We start from the raw sequence: 26,516 nt of genomic DNA on the forward strand, positions 1-26,516 counted from the left end.
CCAGCGAGCTGACGATCTGGCGCGGCGGCCAGGCGCGCCGGATCGGCGTGGTGGTCGGTGCGCTCGACAGCGGCAATGCGCCGCCCGCCGAATCGCCCACGCTGATGCGGCTCGGGCTGGGGCTGCGTGCCGTCGACGACGCCGAGAAGGCGCGGCTCGGCGTGCAGCAGGGGCTGGTGGTCGAGAGCGTGAATGGCGTGGCGGCACAGGCCGGCCTCAAGGTCGGCGACGTGGTGCTGTCGATCAACGGCACGCCGGTGGGCAGCCCCGGCTCGCTGGTGGCCGCCATCGGCGCGGTGCATGGCGCGGCGGCGCTGCTGGTCCAGCGCGGCGCGGCGCGGCTTTACGTGCCGTTCGAACTTGGCTGATTGCCGTCCGATCCGGTTCGGCGAAACGAGGAAACACATGCAGACGATTCACCCGGTCGCGCAGTCCCGCGCAACGCGTCGGCAGCGGATGCGCACATGGATCACGACGGGCGGCATGCTGCTGCTGACGCTCGGCGCAGCGGGGCGGGCCGAGGCGCAAACGTCGCCGCAGGCGCAACTGGCGGCGCCGGCCGCATGGATGCGCTACGCGCACGAGGTCGGCGAGCACTTTCAGGCCTTGCTGGATAACGGCGGCGACGAAGCGCAGCGCGTGCGGCAGGCGCTGACGGTTCGCGCGGATGCCACCGGCCCGGCCGCCGCGCCGGGCGTGCCGCCGTCGGTTGCGGTGCGCACCTGGATCGGCCGCGACGGCGCGATCACGCGCATCGAGTTCGACTCGCTGGACGACATCCCGGCCGAGGCGTCGCTCGAGCATTTATTGACGACGGCCGCGTTGCCGCCGCCGCCAGCCGATATGCTGCAGCCCCTGCGGGTGCGCTTGGAGCTCGTGCCGAATCCCGATGCGCCGCCGGCGGCGTCGGATGCGCGGGCGGGCGGTTGAGGGCGGCGGGGCGCGGCGTCGTGTGCGCCGTGCCCTCGAAGCAACACACGGCAGCGCCGCCACGTCGTCTCGTGTGTCCGGACGCCGCCGCCGCATCGGGCGCGTTCCTCCCGATGCGGTTCCCGTCGCTCATCCCTCGAACGGCGGCGCCCCCAGCGTCTTGCGCAACTGCATCAGGCTTTGATACGCGCGGTTGCGATACGCCGCCAGCGGTTTGGCCGCCGCGGGCGCGATGCCGAGGAAGCCGCCGCCGCTCTTGAGCCCGAAATCGCCCGCATCCACGCGCGCCTTGAGGCCGGCCGGCACCGCGAAGCGCGGGCCGTATTGCTTCTCGAGCGACGTATACGACGCCGCATAAACGTCCAGCCCGGCCATGTCGGCGATCGCGAACGGCCCGAACAGCGCGAGCCGGAAGCCGAACGAATTGCTGACCACCTTGTCGACGTCCTCCGGCGTCGCCAGCCCTTCCTCGACCACCGCCACGGCCTCCTTGAACAACGCGAACTGCAGGCGGTTCGCGACGAAGCCGGCCACGTCGGCCACCCGCGCGGTCACCTTGCCCGCCTCCCGCACCAGCGCCTCGGCGGCTTCGAGCATCGCCTCCGGCGTGCCTTCGCCGGGGATGATCTCCACGGCCGGCACGAACGGCGCGGGGTTCATCCAGTGCACGCCGAACAGGCGCTGCGGCGTTTCGAGCGCGCGGGCCATCTCGCGGATCGGGATCGCCGACGTATTGCTCGCGATGATGCAGTCGGGCCGCACGGCCGCTTCGATGCGCTTGAGCACGCTCAGTTTCAGATCGAGGTTCTCGGGCACGACCTCGGCCACGTAATCGACTTCGTGGCCGACGGCCTCGATCGAATCGGTGGCCACCAGGTTGGTTTCGAGGATGGCCGTGCTGCCTTCGGGAAACAGCGCGGCCTGTTCGAACGCGGCGCTTTCTTCGAGCAAGCGGGCGCGGGCTTGTTGCGCGCGCAACGGGTCGGCATCGGTCAGGTAGACCTTGCGGCCCGTCAGGGCGAGGCATTGTGCGATGCCGCCGCCCATGTAACCCGTGCCGACAACGGCGATGGTCTTGATGGTGCTTGTCTTCATCGGTCAGATCCGGTGTGTTGGGGAAGAGGCCTTACATGTCGATATGCGAGCGATCCGGCATCAGCCGCAGCGCGATGGCCGCGACGATCGCGCCGAACAGCAGGTAGGCGGCCACGGCGTAGCCGCTGCCGTACCAGGCGAGCAGGGCGGTGGCGACCAGCGGCGCGGGGCCGCCTGCCACGACCGACGCGAGCTGGTAGCCGATGCCGGCGCCCGCATAACGGATGTTGGCGGGGAACTGCTCGGAGATCAGCGAGGCCTGGGCGCCGTATTGCAGCGAGTGCGGCAGCATCGACAGCGCGATCGCGAGGAACACCAGCGCGTGGTTGCCGGTATCGATCAGCGCGAAATACGGATAGGCCAGCAGCGCGAGCGCCACGCAGCCGAGGTAATACATGCGGCGGCGGCCGACGCGATCCGACAGGATCGAGAAATACGGCAGCATGACCATGTCGAGCACGGCGGCGGCCACGGTGCACCACAGCACGAACTGGCGGTCGAGGCCCACCTGGCGCGTGGCGTAGTCGAGCGTGAAGGCCGTGAACACGTAGAACGGCATCTGCTCCGACATGCGCAGGAATGCGGACAATACGATCTCCTTCGGAAACGTGCGGATCGCCTCGCGCACCGGGTTCGCGACCACGTTGCCGGTGCGCTGCTGCTTGGCGAACGACGGCGTTTCCTCCACCTTCATCCGCACCACGAGGCCCACCACGATCAGCACGAAGCTGGCGAGGAACGGAATGCGCCAGCCCCAGGCGAGGAACGCGTCGCCGGCCACGGCGCTGCCGGCGATCATCGCGATGGTCGACAGGATCAGCCCGACCGAGGTGCCCATCTGCGGCCACGCGCCCGACATCCCGCGCTTCTTCTGGTCGCCCCATTCGATCGACAGCAGCGCCGAGCCGCCCCATTCGCCGCCCACGCCGATGCCCTGCAGCACGCGCAGCAGCACCAGGGCGATCGGGCCGATGGCCCCGGCTTGCGCCGACGAGGGCAGGCAGCCCACCAGGAACGTGGAAAGGCCGGTGATCAGCAAGGTGATGACGAGCGTGCGCTTGCGGCCGATGCGATCGCCGAAATGGCCGAAGATCGCGCCGCCGATCGGGCGCACGATGAACGCCACTGCATAGGAAGCAAACGAATAAAGCAGGCCGATCTGCGGGCTGACGTTCGGGAAGAACACGTGCGGAAACACCAGCGCGGCGGCCGCGCCGTAGATGTAGTACTCGTACCACTCGATCGACGTGCCGATCAGGCTCGCGAGCGCGGCATTGCGGCGATGCCGTCGCAATGCGTCATTAGATTGGGAATCCTTAATATTTACGGCGCTTGTCTGGCTCACGGCCTATCTCCTGGTTGATTCGCCGGTTCTCTGGGTAACCGTGCGGCGGGATGCGGGGCGGCGGGGCCGCCCCGCGTGTGTCAGATCGCGCTGGCGGGCAGCGCCGCGAGCGCGTCGATGCGTTCCTGCAGCGCGGCGCCGTCGGCGGGCGTCATGGTCTGCACCAGGCGGCGCGTCGCGCGCACCATGTGCTCGTGCATCGCGATGCGGGCCTGGCGGCCGTCGCGCGCGACGATCGCTTCGTAGATCGGCACGTGGTCGACATAGGCGGCTTGCGGCGTGGTGGCGCGCGACAGGTTGCGGCCGATCCAGCTCATCGTCAGCGAGCGGATGCCGCGCAACACGTCGCGCAGCACGGCGTTGTGCGCGGCTTCGGCGATCGCGAAGTGGAACGTCAGATCGGCCTCGCTGAACGCTTCGCCGCTTTGCGCGTCGCGCATCGCGTCGAGCGCGGCCTTGATCGGCTCGAGGTCCGCATCGGTGCGGCGCTGCGCGGCCAGATCCACCAGCAGCATCTCGATGTGCCAGCGCGCCTCGACGAATTCGGTGATGTCCTTGGTGCCGAACAGCAGCGCCCATTCGACCGTCTTGAACAGCGCGCTCGGATCGTTGCCCTTGAAATAGCAGCCGCTGCTCTGCCGCACGTCGAGCACGCCGCGCGATTCGAGCAGCTTGACGGCCTCGCGCACCGACGAACGCGCGATGCCCAGTTGCTCGGACAGGCGCGTGACCGACGGAATCCGGTCGCCCGGTTCGACCGCGCCCGACAGCAGGAAGTCGAGCAGGCGCTGGGCGATCCGTTCGACGGTCGATTCCGCGCGCACGCTGTCCAGTTTCGTCAATTCCATCGTCGCAGTCTTCATGGTCGGGCCGGCTTCGTTTCGTTCGGAGTCATGTTGGTTCAACCGGTCAACCGTTCGAACGGTTGACCGGTTTGCGAAGAATCGCACCGGCGCGGGCGCGGCACAAGTAAGGGAAAACCAGGGGAGGGCGAAGCCGTCGGCCGGCGCGCGCGGGATTTGTAGGGTTGTGTATCCGCGGGCGCGCTGGAAAAACGCGCTTGCACGATGCGGCTCGCGCGGAAACATCCGGGATACATCGGCCGGTTCAAATGCAGTCATGCCGGCGATGCACGAATGCGACGCGGCGCCGAACCCTACCGATCGAGGAGAACACTGATGAATGCCGTCCGCTTGCTCGCCGTTGCCGCACTGGTTGCCGCCCCCGTCCTGTCGTTTGCCGCCGCGCCTCAGGCGCCGACCCGCGCCGACGTGCGCGCCGATCTGGTTCGCGTTGAACAGGCCGGCTACCGGCCGATCAGCGGCGACGCGCAATATCCGGCCGATCTGGAAACCGCGCTCGTGCATGTTCACAGCGACCAGAACAGCCCGTCGCTGTCGCAATTCGACGGCGACGCCGAGACGGTGCACGCCACGCGCCGCCCGGCCGCGAAGCGCGCCGCACGGCAAGCGCGGGCCACGCCGGCGCGCGATGCGATCCCGGGCTTCGGCGACGTCTATGCGCATTCCTGAGCCATCGCCCGCGCCGCAGCCCCAAGCTTTCCATGACCGATTCAATGACCGACCCAAGAGAATCCCGATGAATTCGACGATCAAACGCATCCTGCTGTCCGCCGCGCTGGCCGGCGGCCTGTTCTCGGCCGTGGCCGCCACGCCCGCGCTGGCCGCGCCCGTGGCCGACCTGAAGGGCACCGACGTGGTGCTGGTGCACGGCGCATTCGCCGATGGTTCGAGCTGGAACAAGGTGATTCCGCTGCTCGAAGCGCGCGGCCTGCATGTGGTGGCGGTGCAGAATCCGCTCGGCTCGCTGGCCGACGACGTGGCGGCCACGCGCCGTGCGATCGAGCAGCAGACCGGGCCGGTGGTGCTGGTCGGGCATTCGTGGGCCGGCGTCGTGATCAGCGAGGCGGGCAACGATCAGAAGGTCAAATCGCTGGTGTATGTGGCGGCGTTCGCGCCGGACAGCGGCCAGTCGATCGCCGACCTGACGAAGGACGCGCCGCCGCCGGCCTGGGTGAGCGAGCTGCGCAAGGATTCGGCGGGCTTCATGACGCTGTCCGACAAGGCGATCCGCGAGGATTTCGCGCCCGATCTGACGCGCGTCGAGCAGAACCTGGTGGCGGCCACCCAAGGCCCGTGGTTCGGCGGCTGCGTGACGGAGAAGGTGGCGCAGGCGGCCTGGCGCGCCAAGCCGTCGAGCTTCGTGGTGGCCACGCAGGACCGCATGATCGATCCGGCGCTGCAACAGGCGATGGCGACGCGGATCGGCGCGACGATCACGCGCGTGAAGGCAAGCCACGTGGCGATGCTGAGCCAACCGCGCGCGGTGGCCGATGCGATCATCGCGGCGGCCGAGCGCGTGAAGCAGGGCGAGACGGCCCCGCACTGAGTGCGATCCGCCGCGGCCGCCGCCGCCGCCGCCGCGGCGGCGTCAGGCCGCTTCGCTCGACCGGCTGGCGACCGTGGCGGGCTTGCTCTGCGCGAGGTAGCGCAGCAGCTTCAGGACCATCGCGACGACGATCCCCGCGAGGATCACGAAGAACAGCGCGAGCGGCGCGAGCGTGTGGATCGATACGAAGCCGGCCAGGCCCATCATCAGCGACGAGACGAGCAGCAGCGCGCAGCCGAGCAGCGCGCTGGTCAGCCCGGCGATGTGCGGGAACAGCGAATTGCCCTTGGCCATCAGCGTGGGGTACATCGCGCCGGCGCAGAAACCCATCACCAGCACCGGCACGGCCAGCGTCCACACCTGCAGGCCGACGGTCAGCGCCAGCAGCAGCATCGCCACCGAGGCGCCGGCCATCGTGTAGGCGCCGATCCGCAGGCGCTGCTCGGAGGTCGGCAGCGCCGCGCTGTGGATCCGGTTCGACAGGCCGCCGCAGAAATACATCGCGCCGATGCCGAGCGCGAGATAGCCGAAGTAGGTCGGCGGCTTGTGCAGCGTGGTCTGCACCATGAACGGCCCGACGATGTTGAACACCAGCAGGATGCTGTAGCACACGCCCTGCGCGAGGAAGCAGCTGCGGAACACCGGGCTCGACAGCACCTTGCCGGTATTGGACACCAGTGTGCGCACTTCCAGCCTGACCGGTTTGGGCAGCGTTTCCCGGTAGCGCCACAGCACCGCCCACATGATCAGCGAATAGAGCAGCAGGAACACGAGGCAGGCCTTCCAGCCGAACCACTCCTGCAAGTGCGCGCCGATCACCGGCGCGATGATCGGCGCGAGCCCCCAGGCGGTGGCCATGTAGGTGAACGCATGAATCAGCGCCTGGCCGGAGAACGAATCGGTGATGATCGCCTTCGCGAGCAGGTTGGTGGTGGCGATGCCGAAGCCTTGCAGGCAGCGCGCCAGCACGAAGGTTTCGAGGTTCGGCGCGCCGAGCGAGAGCAGGCAGCCGATCGTGTAGATGATCAGGCCGAACGCGAGCACGCGCTTGCGGCCGTAGGCGTCGGCCACCGGCCCGAAGATCAGCTGGCCGAGCGCGAACGCGACCATGTAGCCCGACACGCTCGACTGGATCGCCTGCGGCGAGGCGCCGAACGCGTGCGCCATGGCCGGCAGCGCGGGCACGTAGATATCGATCGCCAGTTGTCCGGCGGACGCGAACAGGCAGATCAGGAACAGCAGGAAGCGCGGCGAATTGACGGCGCGCTCGGCGGGACGGCTCGGGGTTTCGTTGTTCATGACGGCATTGTGAGGGCGGGGCCGGCGGGCGCGCCGAAGCGGTTCGGATATCGAACGGCCCCGGCGCGAAAGCCGCCGGGGCGTATTGTGCCTGTCGTTTCGAAACACGATGCGAATCCCCATTGCGGATCAGGGGTCGCGCGTGCTTGGCATGGCCGAATCGTAAGCGAAACGAAATGTTCGGGCTGAAACGCGCGGACTAAAAAGCGCGGGCGGAAGCGGCGTGCGCGCACGCCGTTCGAGGCGGGACCGGCGGCGGCTCGAAAGCCGCCGCCGGCGAGCAGGGCGGGCGGCGCGCTTTAGCGGCCGGTTTCCTTCAGGTACTGCGTGCGGGCGGCCACGGCGGTGTTCGCGAAATCCGAGAACACGCCGTCGATGCCGGCGCGGTAGGCGTCGAGGTACTCGCCGACCGGGTCGCCCTTGTACTTGCCGGGCAGGTAGCGCGCTTCGTCGCGGAACGTGTACGAGTGCACGAACAGGCCGGCCTTGTGCGCATCGGCGATCAGGCTGGTCGGTTCGACCGAGTTCACGTCGGCGAGCGAGCCGGTGTAGGCCGTGCCGTCGGCGTTCTTGTCCTTCCACGGCGTGACCTTCCAGGCGAACACTTGCGGCTTCCACGGGCCGATGCCGTCGGCGTAGGTCTTGATCTCCGCGAGGCCGGCCGGCGTCAGCATGTCGCCGAACCAGCGCGAATCGCCGTTGACCGTCCAGCTGTACGGGCGGCCGTCGACGAACGCGTAGTCGTCGTTGGTCTGGTAGATCATCGCGCCGGTCTGGTAGTTGACGCCGTTGCCGTCGATCAGCTGCACCATGCGCGTCTGGATCCCGCGCGAGCGGAAGTATTTCAGGCTGGCCGGGTCGAAGCTCTGCAGCAGGATCGGCGCGGTGCGGCTGTTCAGGTTGTTGTCGTTGATGAACTTGATGATCGCTTCTTCGAACGGACGCGTGCCGGCCGCGCCGCAGCCGTTGGCGATCGCCTGCTCGTTATTCCAGATCGGGTTCTTCGATTCCGGATAGATCGTGAAGGTCTTGCCGCTGACGGCCGACTTCGCGCGCGCGATGTCGTACACCTCCTGCATCGTCAGGATCGGGTACTGGCCGTTCAGCGCCGTCGGGCGCACGTCCTTGGCGTCGTACGTGGTGCCGCGAATCCAGGCCTTCAGCTCGGCCACCGTGAAGTCGGTGATCGACCAGTCGTTGGTGTGATCCTCGCCGTCGACGATCAGCGATTTCAGCACCGATTTCGGATCGGCCGGGTCGGTCAGGTCGCTCAGGTAGCTCGACGGGCCGGTGGTGGCGGTGGTGGTCCAGCTGACCGGCACGCGCACGCCGGGCACGGTGCGCTTGCGCGCGGCCACGGTGGCGTTGGTCTTGGCCACGTCGGCCACGTTGGTGTTGTCGCTGAGCCAGGGGTTGTGGCGCGCCACCAGCACGCAATCCTTGGTCAGGTGCAGGTCTTCCTCGAGCGAATCGGCGCCGGCGTTGGCGGCTCCTTCGTAGGACACCTGCGTTTCTTCCGGATACAGGCCCGGCAGGCCGCGGTGGCCGATCACGAGCGGGGCGTTGCCGTCGAGCGTCTTCAATGCGCTCGGCGTGGACGTCTGCGTGGACGCGGCCGGTGCCGGATCGTCGTCGTTGCCGCACGCGGCCAGGGTGACGCTGGCGACGAGCGCCAGCATCAGACACGAAATACCGGTCCTGGAAAGAGTCATGGTGGTGTTCTTCTTCATCGGTTGGAGTGGTTATCGAACGTCAACACGCGGTTTTGCTGCTACTAAACGGCAATGGGGATTCGGTAAACATTGAAAGCTTAAGGCGCGCAGTGGTGCGTATTCCTGACAAATGCGTTTTATCGGTGAGTTTTATGTAATTTTTTGAATGCTACGTTTGTAATGTGACAGAACGTCGGAGAAAACGGCGCGTCCGTGCGGTTGGCCTTTGTGGGTGGGCATCGGCGCATTTCGATGCAGGTGCGCGGCTTTCATTTGTTTCCCGGTGCGAGGCGCGTGTGATTGCATTCGCCATTCTGGCCTCCGAATGATTGCTTTCGTTTTTATTCGAGTGACATGCGCCTGGCCCGGGCGGCCGATCCGCACGCGCGTCTCGCCATGCGAAGCCGAGCGGGCGCCTGGCCGTCAGGGCGCCGGATCGATGAAATAATCGCGGTCGCTTCTTGACCGGACACGCCAGGCCTTGAAATCGACGGACTTTCGCGGCCGCCTTGCGCGGTCGTCATGCATGCGCGGCCTGCGCCGCCTGAACCGGATCGCGTTGGGCGCGGCGGCGCTCGCGATCGGCATTGCCGCGTGCGCCGATCCGCGCATTGCGAACGCCGCCGGCCTTGCCGCCAACCCGCCGCCGCTCGCCACGCAACTCGGCGAACAGGTCGTGATGCTGCCGGTGCCCGGCAACGGTGCGATCGTTCAGTTGCAAACCACGCTGTTCAAGCCGCCCGGCCCGGGGCCGTTCCCGCTGGTCGTGCTCAATCACGGCAAGGATCCCGGCGATGCGAGCCGGCAGCCGCGCTCGCGGCATCTGCGCGTGGCGGCGGTGTTCGTGCGGCGCGGTTATGCGGTGGCGATTCCGATGCGGGAAGGGTTTGCCGGCTCGGGCGGCTTCTATCACGGCGATCGTTGCGACAGCCGCCGCCACGGCATCGACGAGGCCGCCGACGTGGCCGGCGCGATCGCGGCGCTCGGTGCGCTGCCCTTCGTCGACCGCTCGCGGATCGTGGTCGCGGGCCAGTCCGACGGCGGGCTGGCCACCATCGCGTTCGGCGCGCGGCCGGTGCCGGGCGTGCGCGGGCTGATCAATTTTTCGGGCGGCGTGCGCAAGGCGGCGTGCCCGGATTGGGACGACACGCTGGTGACGGCCTATGCGAGCTATGGCCGCGTGGCGCGCTATCCGTCGCTCTGGTTCTACGGCGATAACGATGCGTTGTTTCCGCAACCGTTGCCGCGGCGCATGTTCGACGCCTACTTCGCGCAGGCGCATGGGCCGGCCGCCGACGCGCGCTTCGTGGATGTCGGCGTGTTCGGCCGGAGTTCGCACGACTTCTTCGATACCCCGGCCGGCGTGGCGATCTGGCTGCCGCAGGTTGCGGCGTTCTTCCGCGCGCTCGGCCTGCCGTTCGAGCCGGCCGGCGCGCGGCGCTGATCAGGACGGATCGTCGAGCTTCACGATCGTCAACGTGCCGTTCAGGTTCTCGACGCGCACGCGAACCTTGTCGCCGGCATGCACATGCTGCGCCATGTCGGCGGTGCCGGCCTTGTAGGCCATCGTCATCGCCGGCATGCCGATGTTGGCGAGCGTGCCGTGCTTCAGCGTGATCATGCCGGTGGCGGGGTCCACCTTGCGCACCACGGCGTCGGTCAGCCCGTCGTCGGCTTGCGCGCCGGCGGGGGCGGTCATCGTCATGCCGGCCATGTCGCCGGCGAAAGCCGGCGCGGCGGCCAAGCCCGCGATGGCGGCGAACAGGAGGGCGGATCGGGCGTACAGCGTATTCATGGTCAGGCTCCGTCTGAAACGAATCGGGAATGAAATCGGCGCGCGCCGGGGCGGCCGGCATGCGCATGGCAGGCAGCGACGCGGCGGCGCGGTTGAGCGGGTAGATCGAGGGCGGCGGAACGTCAGGCGGCGCGCGGTGGCCGCCACAGCCTGTTCGGGTCGCGCACGGCGAGCGTGGCGGCGTAATGGAAGCGAACCGGGAGGATCAGCACGGCGGGGCGGCGCACTTCGGCGAGCACGGCCGGGTGATGGAGGCTGCCGAACTGGCATTGCGCCGACATCCGGCAGCCGTGGTCGCAGGCGTTCCGCTTGCCGGGCGGCAGCGCGGTCATGCCGTCGCAATCGGATATGCCCGATATGCCGGCCATGTCCGGCATCGGGCCGGCGTGCGGCGGCATCGCGCCTTGCATCGCATGCCCGTCGTGCATCGGGCAGGCGCCCGTCAGCCCGCTCGCGGCCAGCGCGTCGAGCGGCAGCGCGATGCAAAGCAGCAGGACGAGCAGGGTTCGGAGCAGTCGCATGGGCTCGAGTATAGCGGCGCGGGCGCGGGAAAAAATTGCGGGGCGGCGCACGTGCGGCGATGTTCCGGCTTTTCCGTGCATGTCACGTTACACCGATGAAACAAAGCGCCCATCGCGGCCGCCGCATGTGCGGCCGAGCGCACGTTGGCGCTTCGCGCGGAGCCTTATGCTGATTGGACTTGCCGGACATCGCGCGGCGCGCGGGCAGGCGTGCCTCAAGCTGGTACGAATTCTGCTGATGGAAGGCATGAGCGCGCCGCACGGCGCCCCGTCAAACGCAGAACGGAACGAATCATGAATACGCTGCCGAACCAGTCCGACGCCCAATTCCAGGCTTTCCTGACGAAGCTGCTGGCCCAGCCGCAGCCGGTCGAATGGGGCGAGAAGCAACGGATCGAACTCGATATGGCGCGCACGCTGTCGACGAACATGCTGCGCGTGGCGGAACGGTTGCACGCGCAACCGGGCGATACCGAAAGCTGGCTGACGCTCTATCGCTACGGCCGGGCGCTCGATTTCATTCTTACGTCGCTGGCGGCCTGCCGCGATATTCACCCGCGCACGCTGCGCACGATCCTGAAGCTGGCGCGCTTCGAGGTGGATGCGAACTACCCCGAGTAAGCGGGCCGTGGCGGCCCGCCGGGTTGCTTAGTTGTACCCGAGAATCGCGCTGGTCGCGATGTCGGGACGGTCGCCGGTGTGGGACGCCAGCGCGCAGGTCGGATTCTGCAGCGCGGCCCGATACGACGTGAAGGCGGGCGCCGTGCGGGCGGCCGGTTCCGGCTTGGCGGCGGGGGCGGAATCGCGGTCGAGCGGCGGGAAGGCGAACATCGTGGTGTCTCCGGTGCGGGCGGTATGGAATGGCGCCCACTATCCCAGAACCGCCGCCCGCGACCAAGCGAGTAATTTTTATTCGAGCCTTCAGATTTTCTGATCGCAACGCTTGCGACCCTCCAATCGCGGTCTTTTTGTGCTCACCTAACAATTGATTTAGATCAATTTTCAGCGGTCGGCCCGATTGCGCAATCCCGGCGCGATGGATTTACTGAGAGGTCGCCCCGCCGCAACCGGCATACCGGCCGGTATGGGGCGCCATTCCGAGGGGCGGAGGGGCGCCGGCGCATTGGGCAGGAATCCATACGATGCGCCAGCAGCCCCGTTCGCGCGATAGCGGAGCCACAAATCCATAATCGAGGCCAGCGATGAGAGGCATGACGGGGTACAAACTGAAGCTGCGGATCCAGGATCGTTTCCAGCAGTTGGGCGACAACTTGCCGGCGTCGCTCGACGACGCCGAAGCCCGCGACCGCGTGGTCGCCAAGACCCGAGCGCTCGGGCAGGGCTTTTTCGACATGTCCGAAGACGAATATCACGAGTGGGCGGGCCTGCTGCCCGAAGACGAATTCGTCGAACTGATCGCGCTGATGATCTCGCTCGCCACCGAGCCGGCCGCCGCGCCGGCCGCGCTGGCGCGATGACGGCCTGACGGCGTCGCGGCGGGCCATCGCGGCCCGCCGTCGTTTTCTCCTTCCATGAAAAACGGGGTGGCGCGATAACGCGCCACCCCGTTTCGTTACGGCATGCCAAATGCCGACGCGCCGCTTATTGCACGTTGAAGGCCGGCGAGGTGGTGACGGTGCCGGTCACCGTGCAGTTCGGCGTCAGCACCGCGTTGTTGAACGTCAGCGACGACGCCGTGTTGTTCCAGACGGTCACCACCGAGCTCGGGCCGCAGGTGCCGAGCAGCGATGCGCTGACCTGCGCATTGTTGATCGTCAATTGCGTCGGCGTGTCGGCCTGGCCCGTCCACGGGTTCATGCTGGTTGCGCTGCCGGTGATCAGCGAGCAGAGGCCGCCGCCCGCGAACGTCGTCGACGTGATGTTGACGATGCCGGTGGAGGTGATGGTGCCGTTGAAGGTGGCGGTGCAACTGGTATTGATCGCGCCTTTCGATAGCGTGGTGCTGCCGGTGGCCGAGAACGGTTCGCCGTTGGGATTCATCGGGTTGCCGTTGGCCAGCGACACCGTGACGGCGAGAGCCGGCGCGGCCAGCGCCGACGAAACAGCGAGTGCAACGACAAGGGAAGCCACTTTTCGAATAGTCATGATGCGTGCCTCAATTGACGAATGGCGGCGAACCGCCGTGGGTAAGCGCAACGCTGGCGGCCCTCCGCCTCCCGTGTCGCGCGTGAAACCGGGCGCCCCCTCAGGCTCGCCCGGCTGAAACCGCACCCCCGCAGGTCGGGCTGGCTCGTTCGCCGTCCGTGCGATGCACGGCCCTGCGTCTCTCAGGTTCTAGTGAATCAATAGGTATCCTATTGATTTGACCGGCTGCAAGACCGGCGGCAGGAATGCTGCCGCCGGTCGTTGCCGCCTTGCTGCCTGTAGCAGTGTGGAACTGCCTTACTGAACGAACGCGCCTACCGTGAAGAACGGGTTGTATTGGCTGTTGTTCACCACCATCGCGTAGACCTCGCCCACCTTGATCGCCCAGCCGGTGTCGCCCTTGTGGAAGATCGCAACCGGCCCGCTGCTGTTGGCGGCGTTGAAGTCCTGCAGCGCGGTCACGCCGACCAGGCCCGGGGTGGCCTGCGTGTAGTCGAGCGAGAACGTGCTGGTGCCGGTCGAGGTTTGCGGATCGATGAAGCCGGCCGTTGCGCCGCTGAACAGCGTGGACGTGTAGTTCGCCGCGAGCGTCGAGACGGACGTGTTGTCCAGGCAGTTGCCGGCCGTCGGCTCGAAGAACGTGCCGCTGAAGACGCCCGGCAGGTTCGGATGCGCCTTCGACGCGTTGAAGCTCGAGTCGCCCACCGCCGGTGCGCCGGAGTTGCCCGCGTTCGCCACGATGCCGCACGCCGACGCGCTGGTCGCGCCGATGTAGCCGCCCGTGAACGAATTCGCGGCCACGGCCGTGGCCGGCGCCAGGGCGGAAATGCCGATTTCCGCATCGGCCACCGTGTTCAGCAGCGCTGCCGGATCCGACGGCACGAACGCCTGCCCGACGCGAATCACGATCGGAATCAGCGCGCCGCGCAGCTTGCCGACGATCATGATCCCCTGCGCCTGGCTCGGCGCGAGCAGCACGATCGGCTGGCCCTGGCCCGCACTCGGATACGGCGAGCTGGCCGAGGTGGGCTTGCTGACGAACACGTTGTCGGCCGAGCCGTCGGTGTTGGTGCGCAGCGTCCACGGTGTACCGGTGGTGCGGCACGAGTAGTCGCTGCCCGAGGTGATGGTGCACGACCCGTCGCCGTTCAGCGTCTCGTTCCAGTTGATGACGTCCGGCTGCCAGCCTTGCGGCTTGGCCGTCTGATACGACGTGCCGGTCGGCGACAGATGGATGCCGAGCTCGTTGTAGTTGCCCGCGACCTTGGTGAAATCGGTTTCCGTGTCGGTGAAGCCGATGAACGGGAAGAAGTCGAACGTGCGCGACGGCACGGCGCCGAGGTTGCCGAGCAGTGCGACGCCGTCGAATTCGATGGTCGCGCCCGGAATCCCGCCGCCCACCACGCCGTTGCCGACGAACAGCATCGGCGGATCGGCGGGGTTGATCGCCACGGAGTACGAACCGTCGGCCGACGCGCCGTTGTCGAGCACGAACGCGCAGCGGTTCTGTTCGGCCGTCGGCAGCGTGGTGGCGCGGTGGAACGTGCCGGTGATGGTCTGCCCGGCGCGCGTGGTGTTGACCTGGCCGGCGCTGGTCGGCACCGACGACAGCACGAACCGCATCTGATAGGTGAGCTTGGTCGAATCGAACTGCAGCTTCACGTATTCGCCGCTGCCCGAGCCGCCGGTGTAGACGGTGGTGTAGTCGAGCGAATCGGGGCAGAGCTTGTTGGTGACGGTGGTGGTGGTGGTCGAGCCACTGGCGGGGCAACTGCTGCCCGAGCATTGCGGGACCTGGATCGCGGCCGGTGGATCGCCGCCGTCGCCGCCGCCACAACCGGCGAAGAACGGTATCGCGAGCACGAAACAGGACAGCAGCGCGGTGCGCGGCTTGGTGATACGGAACATACCCCCTCCTTGTTGATGATTCCGGGTGTCTCGACGTCGATCGGGGCGCGGGCCTTGGAATGACCCGTCGGTGCGGCGGTTCGATCGACGATGTCCGGGCGCGATCGCCGGCACGGGCAGTGCCGTGCCGGCGATCGCGCTTGGGATTACGCAAGCATGAGTCGGGCGCCGTTCGCGTCGCGGGTAGCGGCACGGCGGCTGAAAAGCGGAAAAGGATGCCGAAGCGGCGAAAGGGCGGACGGGTTACGCCTCGTATGCGGTGTCCGGCCCTGCGGGAATGACGGGCGACGATCGCCCGGTTGGCCCCGTGTTGGCGTGCGTAACATCGATGTCTCCGTCGGTACGCGCTGCACGTTATTGGTGAAACTTGTTTCGCGAAACTATGATGCGAACCGCATGGCAAGTAAATGGTCAGGCAATTCCAAACGGATCGATATTCTCGTTTCCCTTTAAATCGAAGGGTTTGGCGCGGAATTAAAACGAAGCAAACGCGGATCCGCCGGGCCGAACGCGTGGCGGATCGCGCGGGGCGCAGGGCGCGAGAGGCGGCCGATCGTTTCGGATGCCAATCGATCGGCCGCGATTGTGCAGTGAAGCAAAATGCGGCGGGCGCCGGCTCGGTGCCGAGCGAGTCGATTGCGCGACAGATCGGCGAAGACGCTTGACGCTGGATTCCGATGACGGTTTGATGTCGTCATGGCAGCGCCACGCAACCACGGCAAATTCCGCGCTGCCTCTGGTTTTTGCTGCCGGCATGAACGGGCACTCGCACAGGGGGAGGTCTCATGCAAGGATGCTTCGAACCCGCAACCGGCCGCGCGAACGGTTCACGCTCGCCGCGTGCCGCGCAAGACTGGCGCCCCGATTTCGCCCGGATTCGCGGCCATGTCGCGCTCGCGATTGCCGATCAGATCGAGGAGGCGATCCGCGCCGGCCTGTTCCGTCCGGGCGATCGCCTGCCGAGCCAGCAGGCGATCGCCGATTCGCTCGGTTTCCATCCGAACACGATTTACGCCGCGTTTCGCGAGGCGGCGCGGCGCGGCCTGATCAAGGGCTTTGCCGGCCGCGGCACGCTCGTGCTCGATCATGCGCTGAGCTGACGACACGCACTCGCCGGTTGCGCACGAACCGGCATTGCCGCTTTCCCGTCCAGGCGCGTGCGAACGATCGCTGCGCGCCGGATGCGGCCGTCACGTCTTCCCTCCCGTTTTCCTTTCATGTCGCTTCCGTCCGGACGCCCGGGCGCCTCCGCGTAAACGCCTATATTTACTTGCAAAAGCAAATATATACTTCGTGACATGTTTGCATTTGCAAATAAATGCCGGTCGGCGGCGGCGAGCTGCCAGCCGTCGCGTCAAGCGTTGCGCATCACAGCCAGGCGAGCCGAACGATCACGATGAACACCTCTTCCACGCAGCACGCGCAGCCGTCGCCGACGATCGACATCCCGGCCCTGATCGATGCGCGCCCGATCGGGCGCTTCCAGTTCGGCATCTTCCTGCTGGCCGGCGCGGCCATGATCATCGACGGCTTCGACGTGCAATCGATGGGCTTCGTCGCGCCCGAGCTGGTACGCGACTGGGGTATCGAGCGCGGGGCGCTCGGCTCGGTGTTCTCGGCCAGCCTGGTCGGCATGTTGCTGGGCTCGCTCGCGTTGAGCGTGCTGGCCGACCGGATCGGCCGGCGGCCCGTGCTGGTGGTCTCGATGCTGTTCGCCGGCGCGTGCATGCTCGGCACCGCGCACACGCACGGCGTCGCGCAACTGTTGGCGATGCGCACGCTGAGCGGAGTGGGGGTGGGCGCGATCATGGGCAACGCGATGGCGCTGGTCAGCGAGTACAGCCCGGCGCGGCGGCGCGCGTCGACCATGATGCTGGTGTCGTGCGGCTTCACGGCCGGCGCGGTGTTCGGCGGGCTGGTGTCGGGGTGGCTGATTCCGCTGGCCGGCTGGCGGGCCGTGTTCCTGGCGGGTGGCGCCGTATCGCTCGCGATCGGCGTGCTGATGGCGGCGTGGCTGCCCGAATCGGTGCAGTTTCTCGTGCTGCGTGGGCGCCGGCCCGAGCAGGCGGCGCGGCTCGTTGCGCGTATCGCCGGCGGCGCCGCTGCGGTGCCCGGCCTGGCGGGCGGCAGGCTCGTGGCAGGCATGCAGGCGGCGAAACCGTCCGGCGCGCCGGTGGCCGAGCTGTTCCGGGGCGGGCGCGCGGGCATCACGCTGCTGCTCTGGGGCCTCAACTTCGCGAACCTGTTGAATCTGTTCTTCCTGTCGAACTGGCTGCCGACCATCATCGCGGACCTCGGGCATACGCGCAGTGTCGCGATCGCGGTGGGCACGCTGCTGCAGGTGGGCGGCACGCTCGGCACCATCGGCATGGGCCTGCTGATCGATCGCGCCGGCTATGCGCGGGTGCTGGTGCCGGCGTTCGTGGTGGCGGCCGCCGCCATCGTGGCGATCGGTCAGCCCGGCTTGCCGCTCGCACCGTTGCTGGCCGTGGTGACCGTCAGCGGCCTGTGCATCGTCGGCGGCCAGCCTGCCATCAACGCGCTGACCGCCTCCGTCTACCCCACGCACATGCGTGCCACCGGCATCGGCTGGGGGCTCGGCATCGGCCGCGCCGGCTCGATCCTCGGGCCGGTGGCGGCAGGGCAACTGGCAATGCTCGGCGGTTCGGATCGCATCATGTTCGCCGCGTCGGCCGTGATTGCGCTGGCCTCGTGCGTCATGACGCTGGCGCTGGCTCGCCGTCGCCGCGCGTTGCGGCCCGACGACGCGATGGAAGCGCCGCCCGCCGGCGCGCGCGAGAACACCGGGGCTGCTTCGTGCCGCTCCTGAGAACATCCGCGCGCTGCTGATCCGGGCAGCATGAAGCATCCCGGATCGCCTCGCTGGATATTCGTTGTACTGATTAATTTGTTTATCGAGTCGCCGCCGAGCCGGGTGCACGGCGGCGACACCGGCTGCCTGAACTTGGAGAGAATGGCATGGCTTTCAGCAACGCAGGAAAAATCGCCCTCGAGGAACATTTCGCGATCGCGGACACGATCGAGGATTCGGCCGGTTTCGTGCCGCACGACGATTGGGTCGAACTCCGCCACCGGCTGCTCGACATTCACGAGCGCCGTATTGCCGAGATGGATCGTGGCGGCATCGAGATGATGGTGCTGTCGCTGAACGCGCCGGCCGTGCAGGCGATTCGCGATCCGAAACGTGCCGACGAACTGGCGCGCCGCGCCAACGATTTCCTGGCCGAACAGGTTGCGAAACGCCCCGACCGCTTCCGCGCGTTCGCGGCGTTGCCGATGCAGGAACCGGATCTGGCGATCCGCGAGGCCGAACGCTGCGTGCGCGAGCTGGGTTTCGTGGGCGCGCTCGTCAACGGCTTCAGCGATACGGCGGAGGGGGGCGAGCTCTATTACGACCTGCCGCGCTACCGGCCGTTCTGGGCCGCGCTCGAAGCGCTCGACGTGCCGTTCTACCTGCATCCGCGCAATCCGCTGCCGGGCCGCGCGCCGATCTACGACGGCCATCCGTGGCTGATGGGGCCGACCTGGGCGTTCGGTCAGGAAACCGCCGTGCATGCGCTGCGTCTGATGGGCTCGGGCCTGTTCGATGCGCATCCGGGCCTGAAGATCATTCTCGGGCACCTCGGCGAAGGCCTGCCCTACAGCATGTGGCGCATCGACAACCGCAACGCATGGGTGTCGGCGCGACCGAACTACCCGGCTGAAAAGCCGATCGCCGAGTATTTCCGCAAGCATTTCTGGCTGACCACGTCCGGCAATTTCCGCACCCAGACGCTGATCGACGCAATGCTCGAAATCGGTTCGGATCGCATCCTGTTCTCTGCCGACTGGCCGTTCGAGAATATCGATCACGCCGCCGACTGGTTCGATACGGCGTCGATCAGCGAGAACGACCGCGTCAAGATCGGCCGCACCAACGCCGAGCAACTGCTGAAGCTGGCACGATGAGCATGCCGAACTATGTGGCCGTGAATACGCGGTTGCCGTTTGTCTACGAGGCGCTGCCAGGCAGCGTGAGCTTCGGGCACGGCACCCGCGGCCAGGTGGCCGAGGCGGCCGCGCGGCTCGGCATCTCGCGCGCGCTGCTGCTTTACGGGCCGCCGCACGCGCGGTTGGCCGACGAACTGGCCGACCGCCTCGGCGCGCGCCATGCGGCCCGCTTCGACGGTGCGCGCATGCATACGCCGGTGGACGTGACGGATGCCGCGATGGCAATCGTCGAGGCGCACGACATCGACGGCATCGTCTCCATTGGCGGCGGTTCGACTACCGGCTTGTCGAAGGCGCTCGCGCTGCGTACCGACCTGCCGCAGATCGTGCTGCCTACCACCTATGCCGGCTCGGAGATGACGCCGATTCTCGGCGAGACGCGCGACGGCATCAAGACCACGCAGCGCAGCCCGCGGATCCTGCCCGAATGCGTGCTTTACGACGTGGATCTGACGCTCGATCTGCCGGCGTCGATGTCGGGCGCGAGCGGCATGAATGCAATCGCGCATGCGGTCGAGGCGCTCTACGCACGCGACACGAACCCGATCGTCGCCGCGCTCGCGCTCGACAGCGTGCGCGCCCTGTTCGCCGCGCTGCCGGTGATCGCCGCCGATCCGGGGCACCGCGCGGCGCGCGCCGATGCGCTCTACGGCGCCTGGCTGGCCGGCGTGTGCCTCGGCTCGGTAGGGATGGCGCTGCACCACAAGCTGTGCCACGTGCTCGGCGGCGCGTTCGATCTGCCGCACGCGCAAACCCACGCGCTGGTGCTGCCGCATGCGCTGGCCTACAACGCGCCGGCGATTCCCGACGTGACGGCGCGGCTGGCGGCGGCGCTCGGCGTCGACGATGCCGGCCGCGCGCTGCACCGGCTCAATGCGGCGATCGGCGCGCCGCGCTCGCTGGCCGAGATCGGCATGCCCGAATCCGGCATCTCGCAAGCGGTCGAGCTGACGCTGGCGAACCCGTACTGGAATCCGCAACCGCTCGACGCGGCCGGCCTGCACGCGCTGCTCGAGCGCGCGTGGCGCGGCGCCGAACCGCTCGCGATTCCCCGCAACGATGGATCCGCATCATGACCGACACCACCCACCGCCGTTACCCGTTGTTTTCCGAGGAACGTTCGGCCGAGGCCGTCAACGCCCGGATCGGCCCCGATGTCGAGCCGCGCACCGCCCGTATCGCTGCGGCGATCGTGCGCCACCTGCACGCGGCCGTGAAGGAGATCGAGCCGACCCACGAGGAGTGGTACGCCGCGATCCGCTTTCTGACCGAGACGGGGCAGATGTGCACCGACTGGCGCCAGGAGTTCATTCTGTTGTCCGATGTATTGGGCGTGTCGATGCTGGTCGATGCGATCAATCACCGCCGCCCCGGCAACGCCACGGAGAACACGATCCTCGGGCCGTTCTACGTGGACGGCGTGCCGGTGCTGCCGGCCGGCGCGAACATCTGCCTCGACGGCAAGGGCGAGCCGCTGGTGGTGACGGGCACGGTGACCGACACCGACGGGCAACCGGTGGCCGGCGCGACGATCGATGTCTGGCAGACCAACGACGACGGCTATTACGACGTGCAGCAGCAGGGCGTGCAGCCCGACGGCAACCTGCGCGGCAAGTTCGAGAGTGGGCCGGACGGCGCGTTCTGGTTCCGCAGCGTGCGCCCGCGCGACTACCCGATTCCCGACGACGGCCCGGTGGGCAAGCTGCTCGCCACGCTGGGCCGTCACCCGAACCGCGCCGCGCACATCCATTTCATGATCCGCGCGCCCGGCTACGAAACCGTCATCACGCACATCTTCGCGCCCGATTGCCCCTGGCTCGCCGAGGACACGGTGTTCGGCGTGAAGGAGAGCCTGATCGGCGAGTTCGAGCGGATCGAGAACGCCGACGAGGCGGCCGCTTGCGGCTTCGACGCCGATACGCCGTGCTGGCGCACCTCGCGCCCGTTCGTGCTGCAACGCAAGGCGGATTGATGCCGGCGTGAGGCCGCCGCCGTGACCTGACCGATCCCGCAAGGAGGTGCCCGACCCGACACTCGCTCACCGCATCGCCCTGGCAAGACCGTAATACTCAATACAACTAATTATTAAGATGAAGACGGAGACAACTGGTCATGAAGCATTGCATTGCGGGCGCCGTCGTCGCGCTCTTTGCCGTCTGCGCGCAGGCGCAGGGCAGCGTGACGCTGTACGGCATCATCGACGCCGGCGTGGCGTACACCAACGACGTGCAGACGGCGAAGCCGGGCGGCCGGCCGACGGGCGCGAGCAGCGTGGCGTTCGCGGACGGCCTGACGGCGGGCTTGTCGGGTAGCCGCTGGGGCTTTCGCGGCGTCGAGGATCTGGGCGGGGGGCTGAAGACGATCTTCACGCTCGAGAACGGTTTCACCATCAACAACGGGGCATTGACCCAGGGCGGCGCCGAGTTCGGCCGGCAGGCCTTCGTCGGGCTCGCGTCGTCGCATCTCGGCACGCTGACGTTCGGGCGCCAGTACGACACGCTGCTCGATTCGATCCAGCGATTTTCCGCGCCCGCATGGGCCGGTTGGATGTCGTCGCACGTCGGTGACGTCGATGATCTCGGCTTGCTGTACCGCATCAACAACGCCGTGAAGTACGTGACGCCGGTGTTTGGCGGGCTGCGCGTGAGCGCGCTGTACAGCTTCGGCGGCGTGCCCGGCGCGACGGGCCAGAACCAGGTGTGGTCGCTCGGCGCGAGCTACGAACACGGCCCGTTCGGCTTCGGGGCGGGCTACCTGAACGCGCGCAATCCGAACGTGTCGTTCTACGGCAATACGCCGAACAAGGGGCTGGCCACGGCCAACAATATCGGCTCGGCCGGCTCCGCCGCCACGCCCGAATCGATGCCGGCGTTCGCCGGCTACGCGTCGGCCAACACGCTCGAAATCATGGGGCTCGGCGGCAGCTACACGTTCGGCGCGACCACCGTGAGCGGCGTGCTGACGCGCACGCGGTTCGACTCGCTCGGCTCCGCTTCCGGGCCGAACCCGTTCGGCTATACGGGCAACGCGGTCTTCACGAGTGCCGAATTCGGCGTGCGCACCATGATCACGCCCGCGCTGCAGACCGGCATCGCGTTCGACTACACGCGGCGCGGCTCGGTGGATGGCGACGGCGGCGCGAAATATCTGCAGCTCGACGCGGTGGCCGACTACGCGTTTTCCGGGCGCACCGACGTGTATCTGGCCGCGATCCTGCAGCGCGCGAGCGGACGCGATTCGCTCAATCAACCGGCCGTGGCGACGATCGGCGGCTTCACGCCGTCGGCCACCAACAAGCAGGCAGTGGTGCGCATCGGCTTGCGGCAGCGGTTCTGAACGGCGTCCAACGGGGCATGCAACAGATGCCTTGCATTGGCATACATTTGCAATTGCAACTGTTGTGATTGCTATGTAAGATGCCTCGACCCGATTGGCCGATTCACGGCATCACAGAAGCAGAGGAGTGCAGTGCGATGGAGATTGACAAGCAACAGGGCAACGCGCCGATCGAGGCGCGCCACTGGATCGACGGCGAGTGGGTGCGTTCGGCCCGCACCGGCGAGAGCGTGAATCCGGCCACGGGCCGGACGATCGGCGTCTATCACGACGGCGGCGCGAACGAGGCGGCGCTCGCCGTGGCGGCTGCGGCCCGCGCGTTCCAGGACGAAAGCTGGACGGCCGATCCGCAGCGCCGCGCGGTGGCGCTGATGCGCCTGGCCGACGCCTATGAAGCGCGCCGCGACGACATCGTCGATACCTTGTGCCGCGAGAACGGCAAGCTGCGCTACGAAGCCGGTTTCGAAGCGGGCCTGATCGTGCGCGGGCTGCGTTTCGCGGCCGGGCTGGCGTTGCAGAATTTCGGGCGCGTGATGGATCCGTACCCGGGTTTTCAGGGCATGAGCATCGTCCAGCCGATCGGCGTCGCGGGCCTGATCGTGCCGTGGAATTCGCCGGCCTATCTGTCGGTGCGTGCGCTCGCGCCGGCGCTGGCGGCCGGTTGCACGGCCGTGGTCAAGATGCCGATGCAGGCCGCGCAAACGGCCGCGCTGATGAGCGAGATCGTCGGTTCGGTGGCGGAGTTGCCGCGCGGTGCGGTCAACGTGTTCATCGAATCGGGCGCCGACGGCGCGCGGCATCTGGTGGACGCGCCCGACGTGAAGACGGTCAGCTTCACCGGCAGCACGCGCACGGGCCGCGCCATCGGCGTGGCCGCCGCCGAACGGCTGAAGCGGGTGGGCCTCGAACTGGGCGGAAAGACTCCGCATCTGATTTTCGACGATGCCGATCTCGATGCGCTGCTGCCGGTGCTGGAGAAATCGTCCACCGTGTTCGCCGGGCAGTTCTGCATGTGCGGCAGCCGCATCCTGGTACAGCGCGGCATCGCCGAGCGCGTGCGCGAAGGCCTCGCGGCGCGGTTGCGCGCAGTGCGGCCCGGGCCGGCGGCCGATCCCGCCAGCGACATGGGGCCGCTGATCGACCGCGCCTCGCTGGCGCGCATCGACGCGATGGTCGAGGCTGCGCTGGCGGCCGGCGCCAAGGCTATCGTGCGCGGCGGCATCGTGACCGAGCCGCCGCTGGCCGACGGCAACTTCTACCGTCCGGCGCTGCTGGAAATTCGCGACGCATCGATCGCGATCGCGCAACAGGAGGTGTTCGGCCCGGTGCAGACGCTGCAGGTATTCGATACGGAGGACGAAGCGATCGCGCTGGCGAACGACAGCGAATACGGGTTGAGCGCCTGCGTGTGGAGCCGCGACGTCGATCGGCCGGTGCGTGTGTCGCGACGGCTGGAAGCCGGCTTCGTCTCGATCAACGGCTGGGCCAACATCGCCGTGGAATTCGAGGAAGGCGGCTACAAGTCGAGCGGGTTGGGCCGGCTTGGCGGCGTGGCGTCGCTGGAGGATTTCGTCGAGCGCAAGCAGATCACGCAGACCTATGCGACGCGTGCCTGAGGCCTGATACGGCCAGGATGGGTTGACGCTGCCGGCGGCGCGAGCCGCCGGTGAAGCGTGCGAACCTCAGCCGCGCGTCTTGCGTGCGGCCGGGGCCGCGCGCTTGCGGGCCGGCGCGGCAGGTTCGGGCTCGGGCAGCGGCTCGCCGATCTCGACGCTGTGCAGGTTCGCGAAGATGTGATCCATCAGCCGCTTCAGTTGCTTGAGCTGCGTAGTGTCGAGCCCGGCCGTGGCGAGCTGCTCGTAATAGATGGCGCGCGGAATCCAGCGCTCGACCAGCGTGCGGCCGGCCGGCGTCAGCGCGATGCAGACGGTGCGGCCGTCGTCGGTCAGCCGTTTGCGCGTGACGTGACGCATCGTGATCATCTTGCCGACGAGCCGCGAGAGCGTGGACAGTTCGCTCGACACCATCTCGGCCAGATCGATGAGCCGCTGATCTTCCTGCTCGCGCAGGGCGGCCATCACGCGATACATCGGCAGCGTCAGGCCGGCCTCGCGCAGTTCGGCGGCGAACAGCTGTTCCATGCGCACGCCGACCTTGGCGAGCAGGTACGGAAACGCTTCGGTGAACCGGTAGTGATCGAAATCGGGCATGTCGGGATATCGGCGTGCGGCAAGCGGAGCGATGCGCGTCGGCGGGTGCCGGGCGCGGAAAGAGACGAAGGCGCGACGCGCAACGGGCCGCCGTCTGTTTGCAAATTCAATTATTGCGCGCGGCGATTATATAGGAGGAGAAACCATGTCTCAACCGCGATACCCCGGCGGCGCACGGCTGTTTCATTGGCTGATGGCGGTCGTCATCGTCACCGTCTGGTTCATCGGCTTCGGCTCGTCGCACTGGCGGGGCGACGCGCCGCGCGGCGGCACGCCGTTGCTCGTGCACAAGGCCATCGCGTCCACGGTGCTGTTCCTGGTGGTGGCGCGGCTCGCTTATCGCTGGATCAGGCGCCGCGCCTATCCCGCGCTGCCGCCGACGATTTCGCCGCCGATGCGCGCGCTGGCCACCGCCGTGCACATCGTGCTGTACGCGAGCGTGATGATGGCCACGCCGCTGTCGGGCTGGATCTGGAGCTCGGTGGCGGGGCACCCGGTGCCGGTGCTCGGACTGTTCAACCTGCCGCCGATCGCCGCCGTCGATCACGCGAGCTACGATCGCTGGATGTGGATTCACCGGGCGTTCGCCTGGAGCGCCGGCGCGGTGATTGCCGTGCATGTGCTTGCCGCGCTCAAGCATCATTTCGTCGACCGCGACGAGATCCTCGTGCGGATGCTGCCGGGGCGGCGGCGGGCTTCGCCACAGGCGTTCGGCACGGCCGTGCGGGACGGCGACTGAATCGCCGTCGCTCGGCAAACCGCGCGACGGCGCGGCGAAGTCCCGAACGAGGCTCTGCGCGCGAAACGCGAGCCTCTTGTATCATGGGCGCCCGCATCCGGCGACGTGCCCACGCCGAGCGACGCTTCGCATCGCGAAGCGTTTTCGCGCTGCCCGCCGCCAGATTTCACGCCTCTTCATTTCAGCTTTCAATTTCATGCCGATTACCACTCATCGCACCGACAACGACATCGCGATCACGCTGCGCCGTCCCGACATCGCCGGCGACGCGCCCGTCATCGTGCTGTGCCACGGTTTCTGCGGCATCCAGGACGTGCTGTTGCCGCGCTTTGCCGAAGCGTTCGTCGCGGCCGGCTATGCGGCCGTCACGTTCGACTATCGCGGCTTCGGCGCGAGCGGCGGCGAGCAGGGGCGCCTGGTGCCGGCGATGCAGATCGAGGACATCGCCACGGTGCTGGCGTTCGTGCGTGCGCAACCCGGCATCGACGCGGCGCGCGTCGGCCTGTGGGGCACCTCGCTCGGCGGCGGCCATGTGCTGGCCGCGGCGGCGGCCGATCCCGCCGTCAAGGCGGTGGTGAGCCAGTTGAGCTTCGCCGATGGCGAGCAGGTCGTCACCCGCAGCATGAGCGCCGAGGAAAAGCAGGCGTTCGTCTCGACGCTGGAGCGGATGCAGGACAAGAAGGCGGCCACCGGCCGCGAGATGTTCGTCGCCATCACCAAGGTGCTGACCGACCCGCAATCGAAGGCGTTCGTCGAGGAAGCGCGTCAGCGCCATCCGGAGATGGACATCAAGATCCCGTTCCTGACGGTGCGCGAGATGCTGAACTACCGGCCGGCGGCGCATGCGGCCCAGGTGGCGTGCCCGGTGCTGGTGGTGGTGGCGGGCGAGGACGGCGTCAATCCGCCCGAGCAGGGCACGGCGCTGTACGAGGCGGTAGGCGCTGCAAACAAGGCGCTGCACGTGGAAGCCGGTGCGGGCCACTACGACATGTACGACGGCGCGCATTTCGACAGCAGCATCGCGCGCCAGCTCGAATGGTTCGGCGCGCATATCTGAATCTGAAGCACGTCTGAGCATGTGTCCCAAGCGGGGGCGCGCC

General features: G+C 67.7%; 27 protein-coding genes. 16 read left to right on the top strand and 11 right to left on the bottom strand.

What is annotated here, in order from left to right; all coding sequences use genetic code 11:
- Both G3N92_RS08355 and G3N92_RS08360 read left to right on the top strand, forming a co-directional pair.
- Positions 1-368: PDZ domain-containing protein (locus G3N92_RS08355; RefSeq protein ID WP_206126995.1), on the top strand; the 368-nt coding region annotated here is incomplete at its 5' end.
- Positions 369-483: 115 nt separating this feature from the next.
- Positions 484-930: a YbaB/EbfC family DNA-binding protein gene (locus G3N92_RS08360; protein ID WP_241014665.1), complete on the top strand. Its 447-nt coding sequence runs from the start codon at positions 484-486 to the stop codon at positions 928-930.
- A 129-nt stretch (positions 931-1,059) separates the two neighbouring features.
- Here the strand turns inward: G3N92_RS08360 and G3N92_RS08365 are convergent, their stop codons facing one another.
- From G3N92_RS08365 to G3N92_RS08375, 3 genes are all read right to left on the bottom strand, one after another.
- Complete coding sequence (locus tag G3N92_RS08365; protein ID WP_206126996.1) at positions 1,060-2,025, bottom strand: 3-hydroxyacyl-CoA dehydrogenase family protein; 966 nt, start codon at positions 2,023-2,025, stop codon at positions 1,060-1,062.
- Between the two features lie 31 nt (positions 2,026-2,056).
- The gene (locus G3N92_RS08370) at positions 2,057-3,319 is read right to left on the bottom strand and encodes an MFS transporter (protein WP_206126997.1); all 1,263 of its coding nucleotides are present in this window, start codon (positions 3,317-3,319) and stop codon (positions 2,057-2,059) included.
- Between the two features lie 131 nt (positions 3,320-3,450).
- Positions 3,451-4,218, bottom strand: coding sequence for a FadR/GntR family transcriptional regulator (locus G3N92_RS08375; protein ID WP_206126998.1), 768 nt, complete (start codon positions 4,216-4,218; stop codon positions 3,451-3,453).
- A 288-nt stretch (positions 4,219-4,506) separates the two neighbouring features.
- Here G3N92_RS08375 and G3N92_RS08380 point away from each other — a divergent pair, with 288 nt between their 5' ends.
- A complete protein-coding gene (locus G3N92_RS08380) occupies positions 4,507-4,902 on the top strand; it encodes a DUF4148 domain-containing protein (protein WP_241014666.1) in 396 nt (131 codons plus the stop codon).
- Between the two features lie 67 nt (positions 4,903-4,969).
- The gene (locus G3N92_RS08385) at positions 4,970-5,779 is read left to right on the top strand and encodes an alpha/beta hydrolase (RefSeq protein WP_206126999.1); all 810 of its coding nucleotides are present in this window, start codon (positions 4,970-4,972) and stop codon (positions 5,777-5,779) included.
- Between the two features lie 42 nt (positions 5,780-5,821).
- Here G3N92_RS08385 and G3N92_RS08390 read toward each other — a convergent pair whose 3' ends face one another.
- Both G3N92_RS08390 and G3N92_RS08395 read right to left on the bottom strand, forming a co-directional pair.
- Positions 5,822-7,078: a multidrug effflux MFS transporter gene (locus G3N92_RS08390; protein WP_206127000.1), complete on the bottom strand. Its 1,257-nt coding sequence runs from the start codon at positions 7,076-7,078 to the stop codon at positions 5,822-5,824.
- A 299-nt stretch (positions 7,079-7,377) separates the two neighbouring features.
- Complete coding sequence (locus G3N92_RS08395) at positions 7,378-8,790, bottom strand: glycerophosphodiester phosphodiesterase family protein (RefSeq protein WP_206127001.1); 1,413 nt, start codon at positions 8,788-8,790, stop codon at positions 7,378-7,380.
- A 526-nt stretch (positions 8,791-9,316) separates the two neighbouring features.
- Between G3N92_RS08395 and G3N92_RS08400 the strand changes: the two genes are divergently transcribed.
- Positions 9,317-10,234 carry a prolyl oligopeptidase family serine peptidase gene (locus tag G3N92_RS08400; RefSeq protein ID WP_206127002.1) on the top strand — a complete coding sequence of 306 codons (918 nt, stop codon included), beginning with the start codon at positions 9,317-9,319 and terminating at the stop codon, positions 10,232-10,234.
- Here the strand turns inward: G3N92_RS08400 and G3N92_RS08405 are convergent, their stop codons facing one another.
- Positions 10,235-10,585: a copper-binding protein gene (locus G3N92_RS08405; RefSeq protein ID WP_206127003.1), complete on the bottom strand. Its 351-nt coding sequence runs from the start codon at positions 10,583-10,585 to the stop codon at positions 10,235-10,237. It abuts the gene before it with no gap.
- Positions 10,586-10,707: 122 nt separating this feature from the next.
- Entirely contained in the window at positions 10,708-11,106 is a 399-nt protein-coding gene (locus G3N92_RS08410; RefSeq protein WP_206127004.1) for a hypothetical protein, read from the bottom strand.
- Positions 11,107-11,400: 294 nt separating this feature from the next.
- Between G3N92_RS08410 and G3N92_RS08415 the strand changes: the two genes are divergently transcribed.
- Entirely contained in the window at positions 11,401-11,727 is a 327-nt protein-coding gene (locus tag G3N92_RS08415) for a DNA-binding protein (RefSeq protein ID WP_206127005.1), read from the top strand.
- A 27-nt stretch (positions 11,728-11,754) separates the two neighbouring features.
- On the opposite strand, the gene G3N92_RS08420 is transcribed toward G3N92_RS08415, so the two are convergent.
- Positions 11,755-11,937: a hypothetical protein gene (locus G3N92_RS08420; RefSeq protein ID WP_206127006.1), complete on the bottom strand. Its 183-nt coding sequence runs from the start codon at positions 11,935-11,937 to the stop codon at positions 11,755-11,757.
- Positions 11,938-12,317: 380 nt separating this feature from the next.
- Here G3N92_RS08420 and G3N92_RS08425 point away from each other — a divergent pair, with 380 nt between their 5' ends.
- Positions 12,318-12,584, top strand: a complete 267-nt coding sequence (locus tag G3N92_RS08425) for a hypothetical protein (protein ID WP_241014667.1) — start codon at positions 12,318-12,320, stop codon at positions 12,582-12,584.
- A 124-nt stretch (positions 12,585-12,708) separates the two neighbouring features.
- Here G3N92_RS08425 and G3N92_RS08430 read toward each other — a convergent pair whose 3' ends face one another.
- Positions 12,709-13,212, bottom strand: coding sequence for a hypothetical protein (locus G3N92_RS08430; protein ID WP_206127008.1), 504 nt, complete (start codon positions 13,210-13,212; stop codon positions 12,709-12,711).
- 297 nt (positions 13,213-13,509) lie between these two features.
- Entirely contained in the window at positions 13,510-15,120 is a 1,611-nt protein-coding gene (locus G3N92_RS08435; RefSeq protein ID WP_206127009.1) for a DUF2957 domain-containing protein, read from the bottom strand.
- 785 nt (positions 15,121-15,905) lie between these two features.
- On the opposite strand from G3N92_RS08435, the gene G3N92_RS08440 reads away from it, so the two are divergent.
- The 7 genes from G3N92_RS08440 (at position 15,906) to G3N92_RS08470 (ending at position 24,083) form a co-directional block, all read left to right on the top strand.
- The gene (locus G3N92_RS08440; protein WP_206127010.1) at positions 15,906-16,220 is read left to right on the top strand and encodes a winged helix-turn-helix domain-containing protein; all 315 of its coding nucleotides are present in this window, start codon (positions 15,906-15,908) and stop codon (positions 16,218-16,220) included.
- A gap of 296 nt (positions 16,221-16,516) precedes the next feature.
- On the top strand, positions 16,517-17,950 hold the full coding sequence (locus G3N92_RS08445) for an MFS transporter (protein WP_206127011.1): 1,434 nt from the start codon (positions 16,517-16,519) through the stop codon (positions 17,948-17,950).
- Between the two features lie 149 nt (positions 17,951-18,099).
- Positions 18,100-19,089 carry an amidohydrolase family protein gene (locus tag G3N92_RS08450; RefSeq protein WP_206127012.1) on the top strand — a complete coding sequence of 330 codons (990 nt, stop codon included), beginning with the start codon at positions 18,100-18,102 and terminating at the stop codon, positions 19,087-19,089.
- On the top strand, positions 19,086-20,207 hold the full coding sequence (locus G3N92_RS08455) for a maleylacetate reductase (protein WP_206127013.1): 1,122 nt from the start codon (positions 19,086-19,088) through the stop codon (positions 20,205-20,207). The genes G3N92_RS08450 and G3N92_RS08455 overlap by 4 nt, the downstream gene beginning before the upstream one ends.
- A complete protein-coding gene (locus G3N92_RS08460) occupies positions 20,204-21,103 on the top strand; it encodes an intradiol ring-cleavage dioxygenase (protein WP_206127014.1) in 900 nt (299 codons plus the stop codon). Before G3N92_RS08455 ends, G3N92_RS08460 begins: the two co-directional genes overlap by 4 nt.
- 140 nt (positions 21,104-21,243) lie before the next feature.
- Complete coding sequence (locus tag G3N92_RS08465) at positions 21,244-22,467, top strand: porin (RefSeq protein WP_206127015.1); 1,224 nt, start codon at positions 21,244-21,246, stop codon at positions 22,465-22,467.
- Positions 22,468-22,604: 137 nt separating this feature from the next.
- A complete protein-coding gene (locus G3N92_RS08470; RefSeq protein ID WP_206127016.1) occupies positions 22,605-24,083 on the top strand; it encodes an aldehyde dehydrogenase family protein in 1,479 nt (492 codons plus the stop codon).
- A 66-nt stretch (positions 24,084-24,149) separates the two neighbouring features.
- Here the strand turns inward: G3N92_RS08470 and G3N92_RS08475 are convergent, their stop codons facing one another.
- The gene (locus G3N92_RS08475; protein ID WP_206127017.1) at positions 24,150-24,677 is read right to left on the bottom strand and encodes a MarR family transcriptional regulator; all 528 of its coding nucleotides are present in this window, start codon (positions 24,675-24,677) and stop codon (positions 24,150-24,152) included.
- A gap of 145 nt (positions 24,678-24,822) precedes the next feature.
- Here G3N92_RS08475 and G3N92_RS08480 point away from each other — a divergent pair, with 145 nt between their 5' ends.
- Both G3N92_RS08480 and G3N92_RS08485 read left to right on the top strand, forming a co-directional pair.
- Positions 24,823-25,416, top strand: a complete 594-nt coding sequence (locus G3N92_RS08480; RefSeq protein WP_206127018.1) for a cytochrome b — start codon at positions 24,823-24,825, stop codon at positions 25,414-25,416.
- A gap of 196 nt (positions 25,417-25,612) precedes the next feature.
- The gene (locus tag G3N92_RS08485; protein ID WP_206127019.1) at positions 25,613-26,473 is read left to right on the top strand and encodes an alpha/beta fold hydrolase; all 861 of its coding nucleotides are present in this window, start codon (positions 25,613-25,615) and stop codon (positions 26,471-26,473) included.
- The last annotated feature ends 43 nt before the right edge of the window (positions 26,474-26,516 follow it).

This window comes from Burkholderia sp. Ac-20379, assembly GCF_017104645.1.
In the GTDB taxonomy this organism is placed as follows: domain Bacteria; phylum Pseudomonadota; class Gammaproteobacteria; order Burkholderiales; family Burkholderiaceae; genus Burkholderia.

Excerpts from the sequence above, each read along its gene's own strand:
- G3N92_RS08360 (WP_241014665.1), top strand. The coding sequence starts at position 484 with ATGCTGCTGCTGACGCTCGGCGCAGCGGGGCGGGCCGAGGCGCAAACG.
- G3N92_RS08420 (WP_206127006.1), bottom strand. The coding sequence starts at position 11,937 with ATGTTCGCCTTCCCGCCGCTCGACCGCGATTCCGCCCCCGCCGCCAAG.
- G3N92_RS08445 (WP_206127011.1), top strand. The coding sequence starts at position 16,517 with ATGAACACCTCTTCCACGCAGCACGCGCAGCCGTCGCCGACGATCGAC.
- G3N92_RS08450 (WP_206127012.1), top strand. The coding sequence starts at position 18,100 with ATGGCTTTCAGCAACGCAGGAAAAATCGCCCTCGAGGAACATTTCGCG.
- G3N92_RS08470 (WP_206127016.1), top strand. The coding sequence starts at position 22,605 with ATGGAGATTGACAAGCAACAGGGCAACGCGCCGATCGAGGCGCGCCAC.
- G3N92_RS08430 (WP_206127008.1), bottom strand. The coding sequence starts at position 13,212 with ATGACTATTCGAAAAGTGGCTTCCCTTGTCGTTGCACTCGCTGTTTCG.
- G3N92_RS08480 (WP_206127018.1), top strand. The coding sequence starts at position 24,823 with ATGTCTCAACCGCGATACCCCGGCGGCGCACGGCTGTTTCATTGGCTG.
- G3N92_RS08380 (WP_241014666.1), top strand. The coding sequence starts at position 4,507 with ATGCGACGCGGCGCCGAACCCTACCGATCGAGGAGAACACTGATGAAT.
- G3N92_RS08485 (WP_206127019.1), top strand. The coding sequence starts at position 25,613 with ATGCCGATTACCACTCATCGCACCGACAACGACATCGCGATCACGCTG.
- G3N92_RS08455 (WP_206127013.1), top strand. The coding sequence starts at position 19,086 with ATGAGCATGCCGAACTATGTGGCCGTGAATACGCGGTTGCCGTTTGTC.
- G3N92_RS08395 (WP_206127001.1), bottom strand. The coding sequence starts at position 8,790 with ATGACTCTTTCCAGGACCGGTATTTCGTGTCTGATGCTGGCGCTCGTC.
- G3N92_RS08410 (WP_206127004.1), bottom strand. The coding sequence starts at position 11,106 with ATGCGACTGCTCCGAACCCTGCTCGTCCTGCTGCTTTGCATCGCGCTG.
- G3N92_RS08425 (WP_241014667.1), top strand. The coding sequence starts at position 12,318 with ATGACGGGGTACAAACTGAAGCTGCGGATCCAGGATCGTTTCCAGCAG.
- G3N92_RS08405 (WP_206127003.1), bottom strand. The coding sequence starts at position 10,585 with ATGAATACGCTGTACGCCCGATCCGCCCTCCTGTTCGCCGCCATCGCG.
- G3N92_RS08385 (WP_206126999.1), top strand. The coding sequence starts at position 4,970 with ATGAATTCGACGATCAAACGCATCCTGCTGTCCGCCGCGCTGGCCGGC.
- G3N92_RS08440 (WP_206127010.1), top strand. The coding sequence starts at position 15,906 with ATGCAAGGATGCTTCGAACCCGCAACCGGCCGCGCGAACGGTTCACGC.
- G3N92_RS08390 (WP_206127000.1), bottom strand. The coding sequence starts at position 7,078 with ATGAACAACGAAACCCCGAGCCGTCCCGCCGAGCGCGCCGTCAATTCG.
- G3N92_RS08365 (WP_206126996.1), bottom strand. The coding sequence starts at position 2,025 with ATGAAGACAAGCACCATCAAGACCATCGCCGTTGTCGGCACGGGTTAC.
- G3N92_RS08435 (WP_206127009.1), bottom strand. The coding sequence starts at position 15,120 with ATGTTCCGTATCACCAAGCCGCGCACCGCGCTGCTGTCCTGTTTCGTG.
- G3N92_RS08400 (WP_206127002.1), top strand. The coding sequence starts at position 9,317 with ATGCGCGGCCTGCGCCGCCTGAACCGGATCGCGTTGGGCGCGGCGGCG.
- G3N92_RS08375 (WP_206126998.1), bottom strand. The coding sequence starts at position 4,218 with ATGGAATTGACGAAACTGGACAGCGTGCGCGCGGAATCGACCGTCGAA.
- G3N92_RS08465 (WP_206127015.1), top strand. The coding sequence starts at position 21,244 with ATGAAGCATTGCATTGCGGGCGCCGTCGTCGCGCTCTTTGCCGTCTGC.
- G3N92_RS08415 (WP_206127005.1), top strand. The coding sequence starts at position 11,401 with ATGAATACGCTGCCGAACCAGTCCGACGCCCAATTCCAGGCTTTCCTG.
- G3N92_RS08460 (WP_206127014.1), top strand. The coding sequence starts at position 20,204 with ATGACCGACACCACCCACCGCCGTTACCCGTTGTTTTCCGAGGAACGT.
- G3N92_RS08475 (WP_206127017.1), bottom strand. The coding sequence starts at position 24,677 with ATGCCCGATTTCGATCACTACCGGTTCACCGAAGCGTTTCCGTACCTG.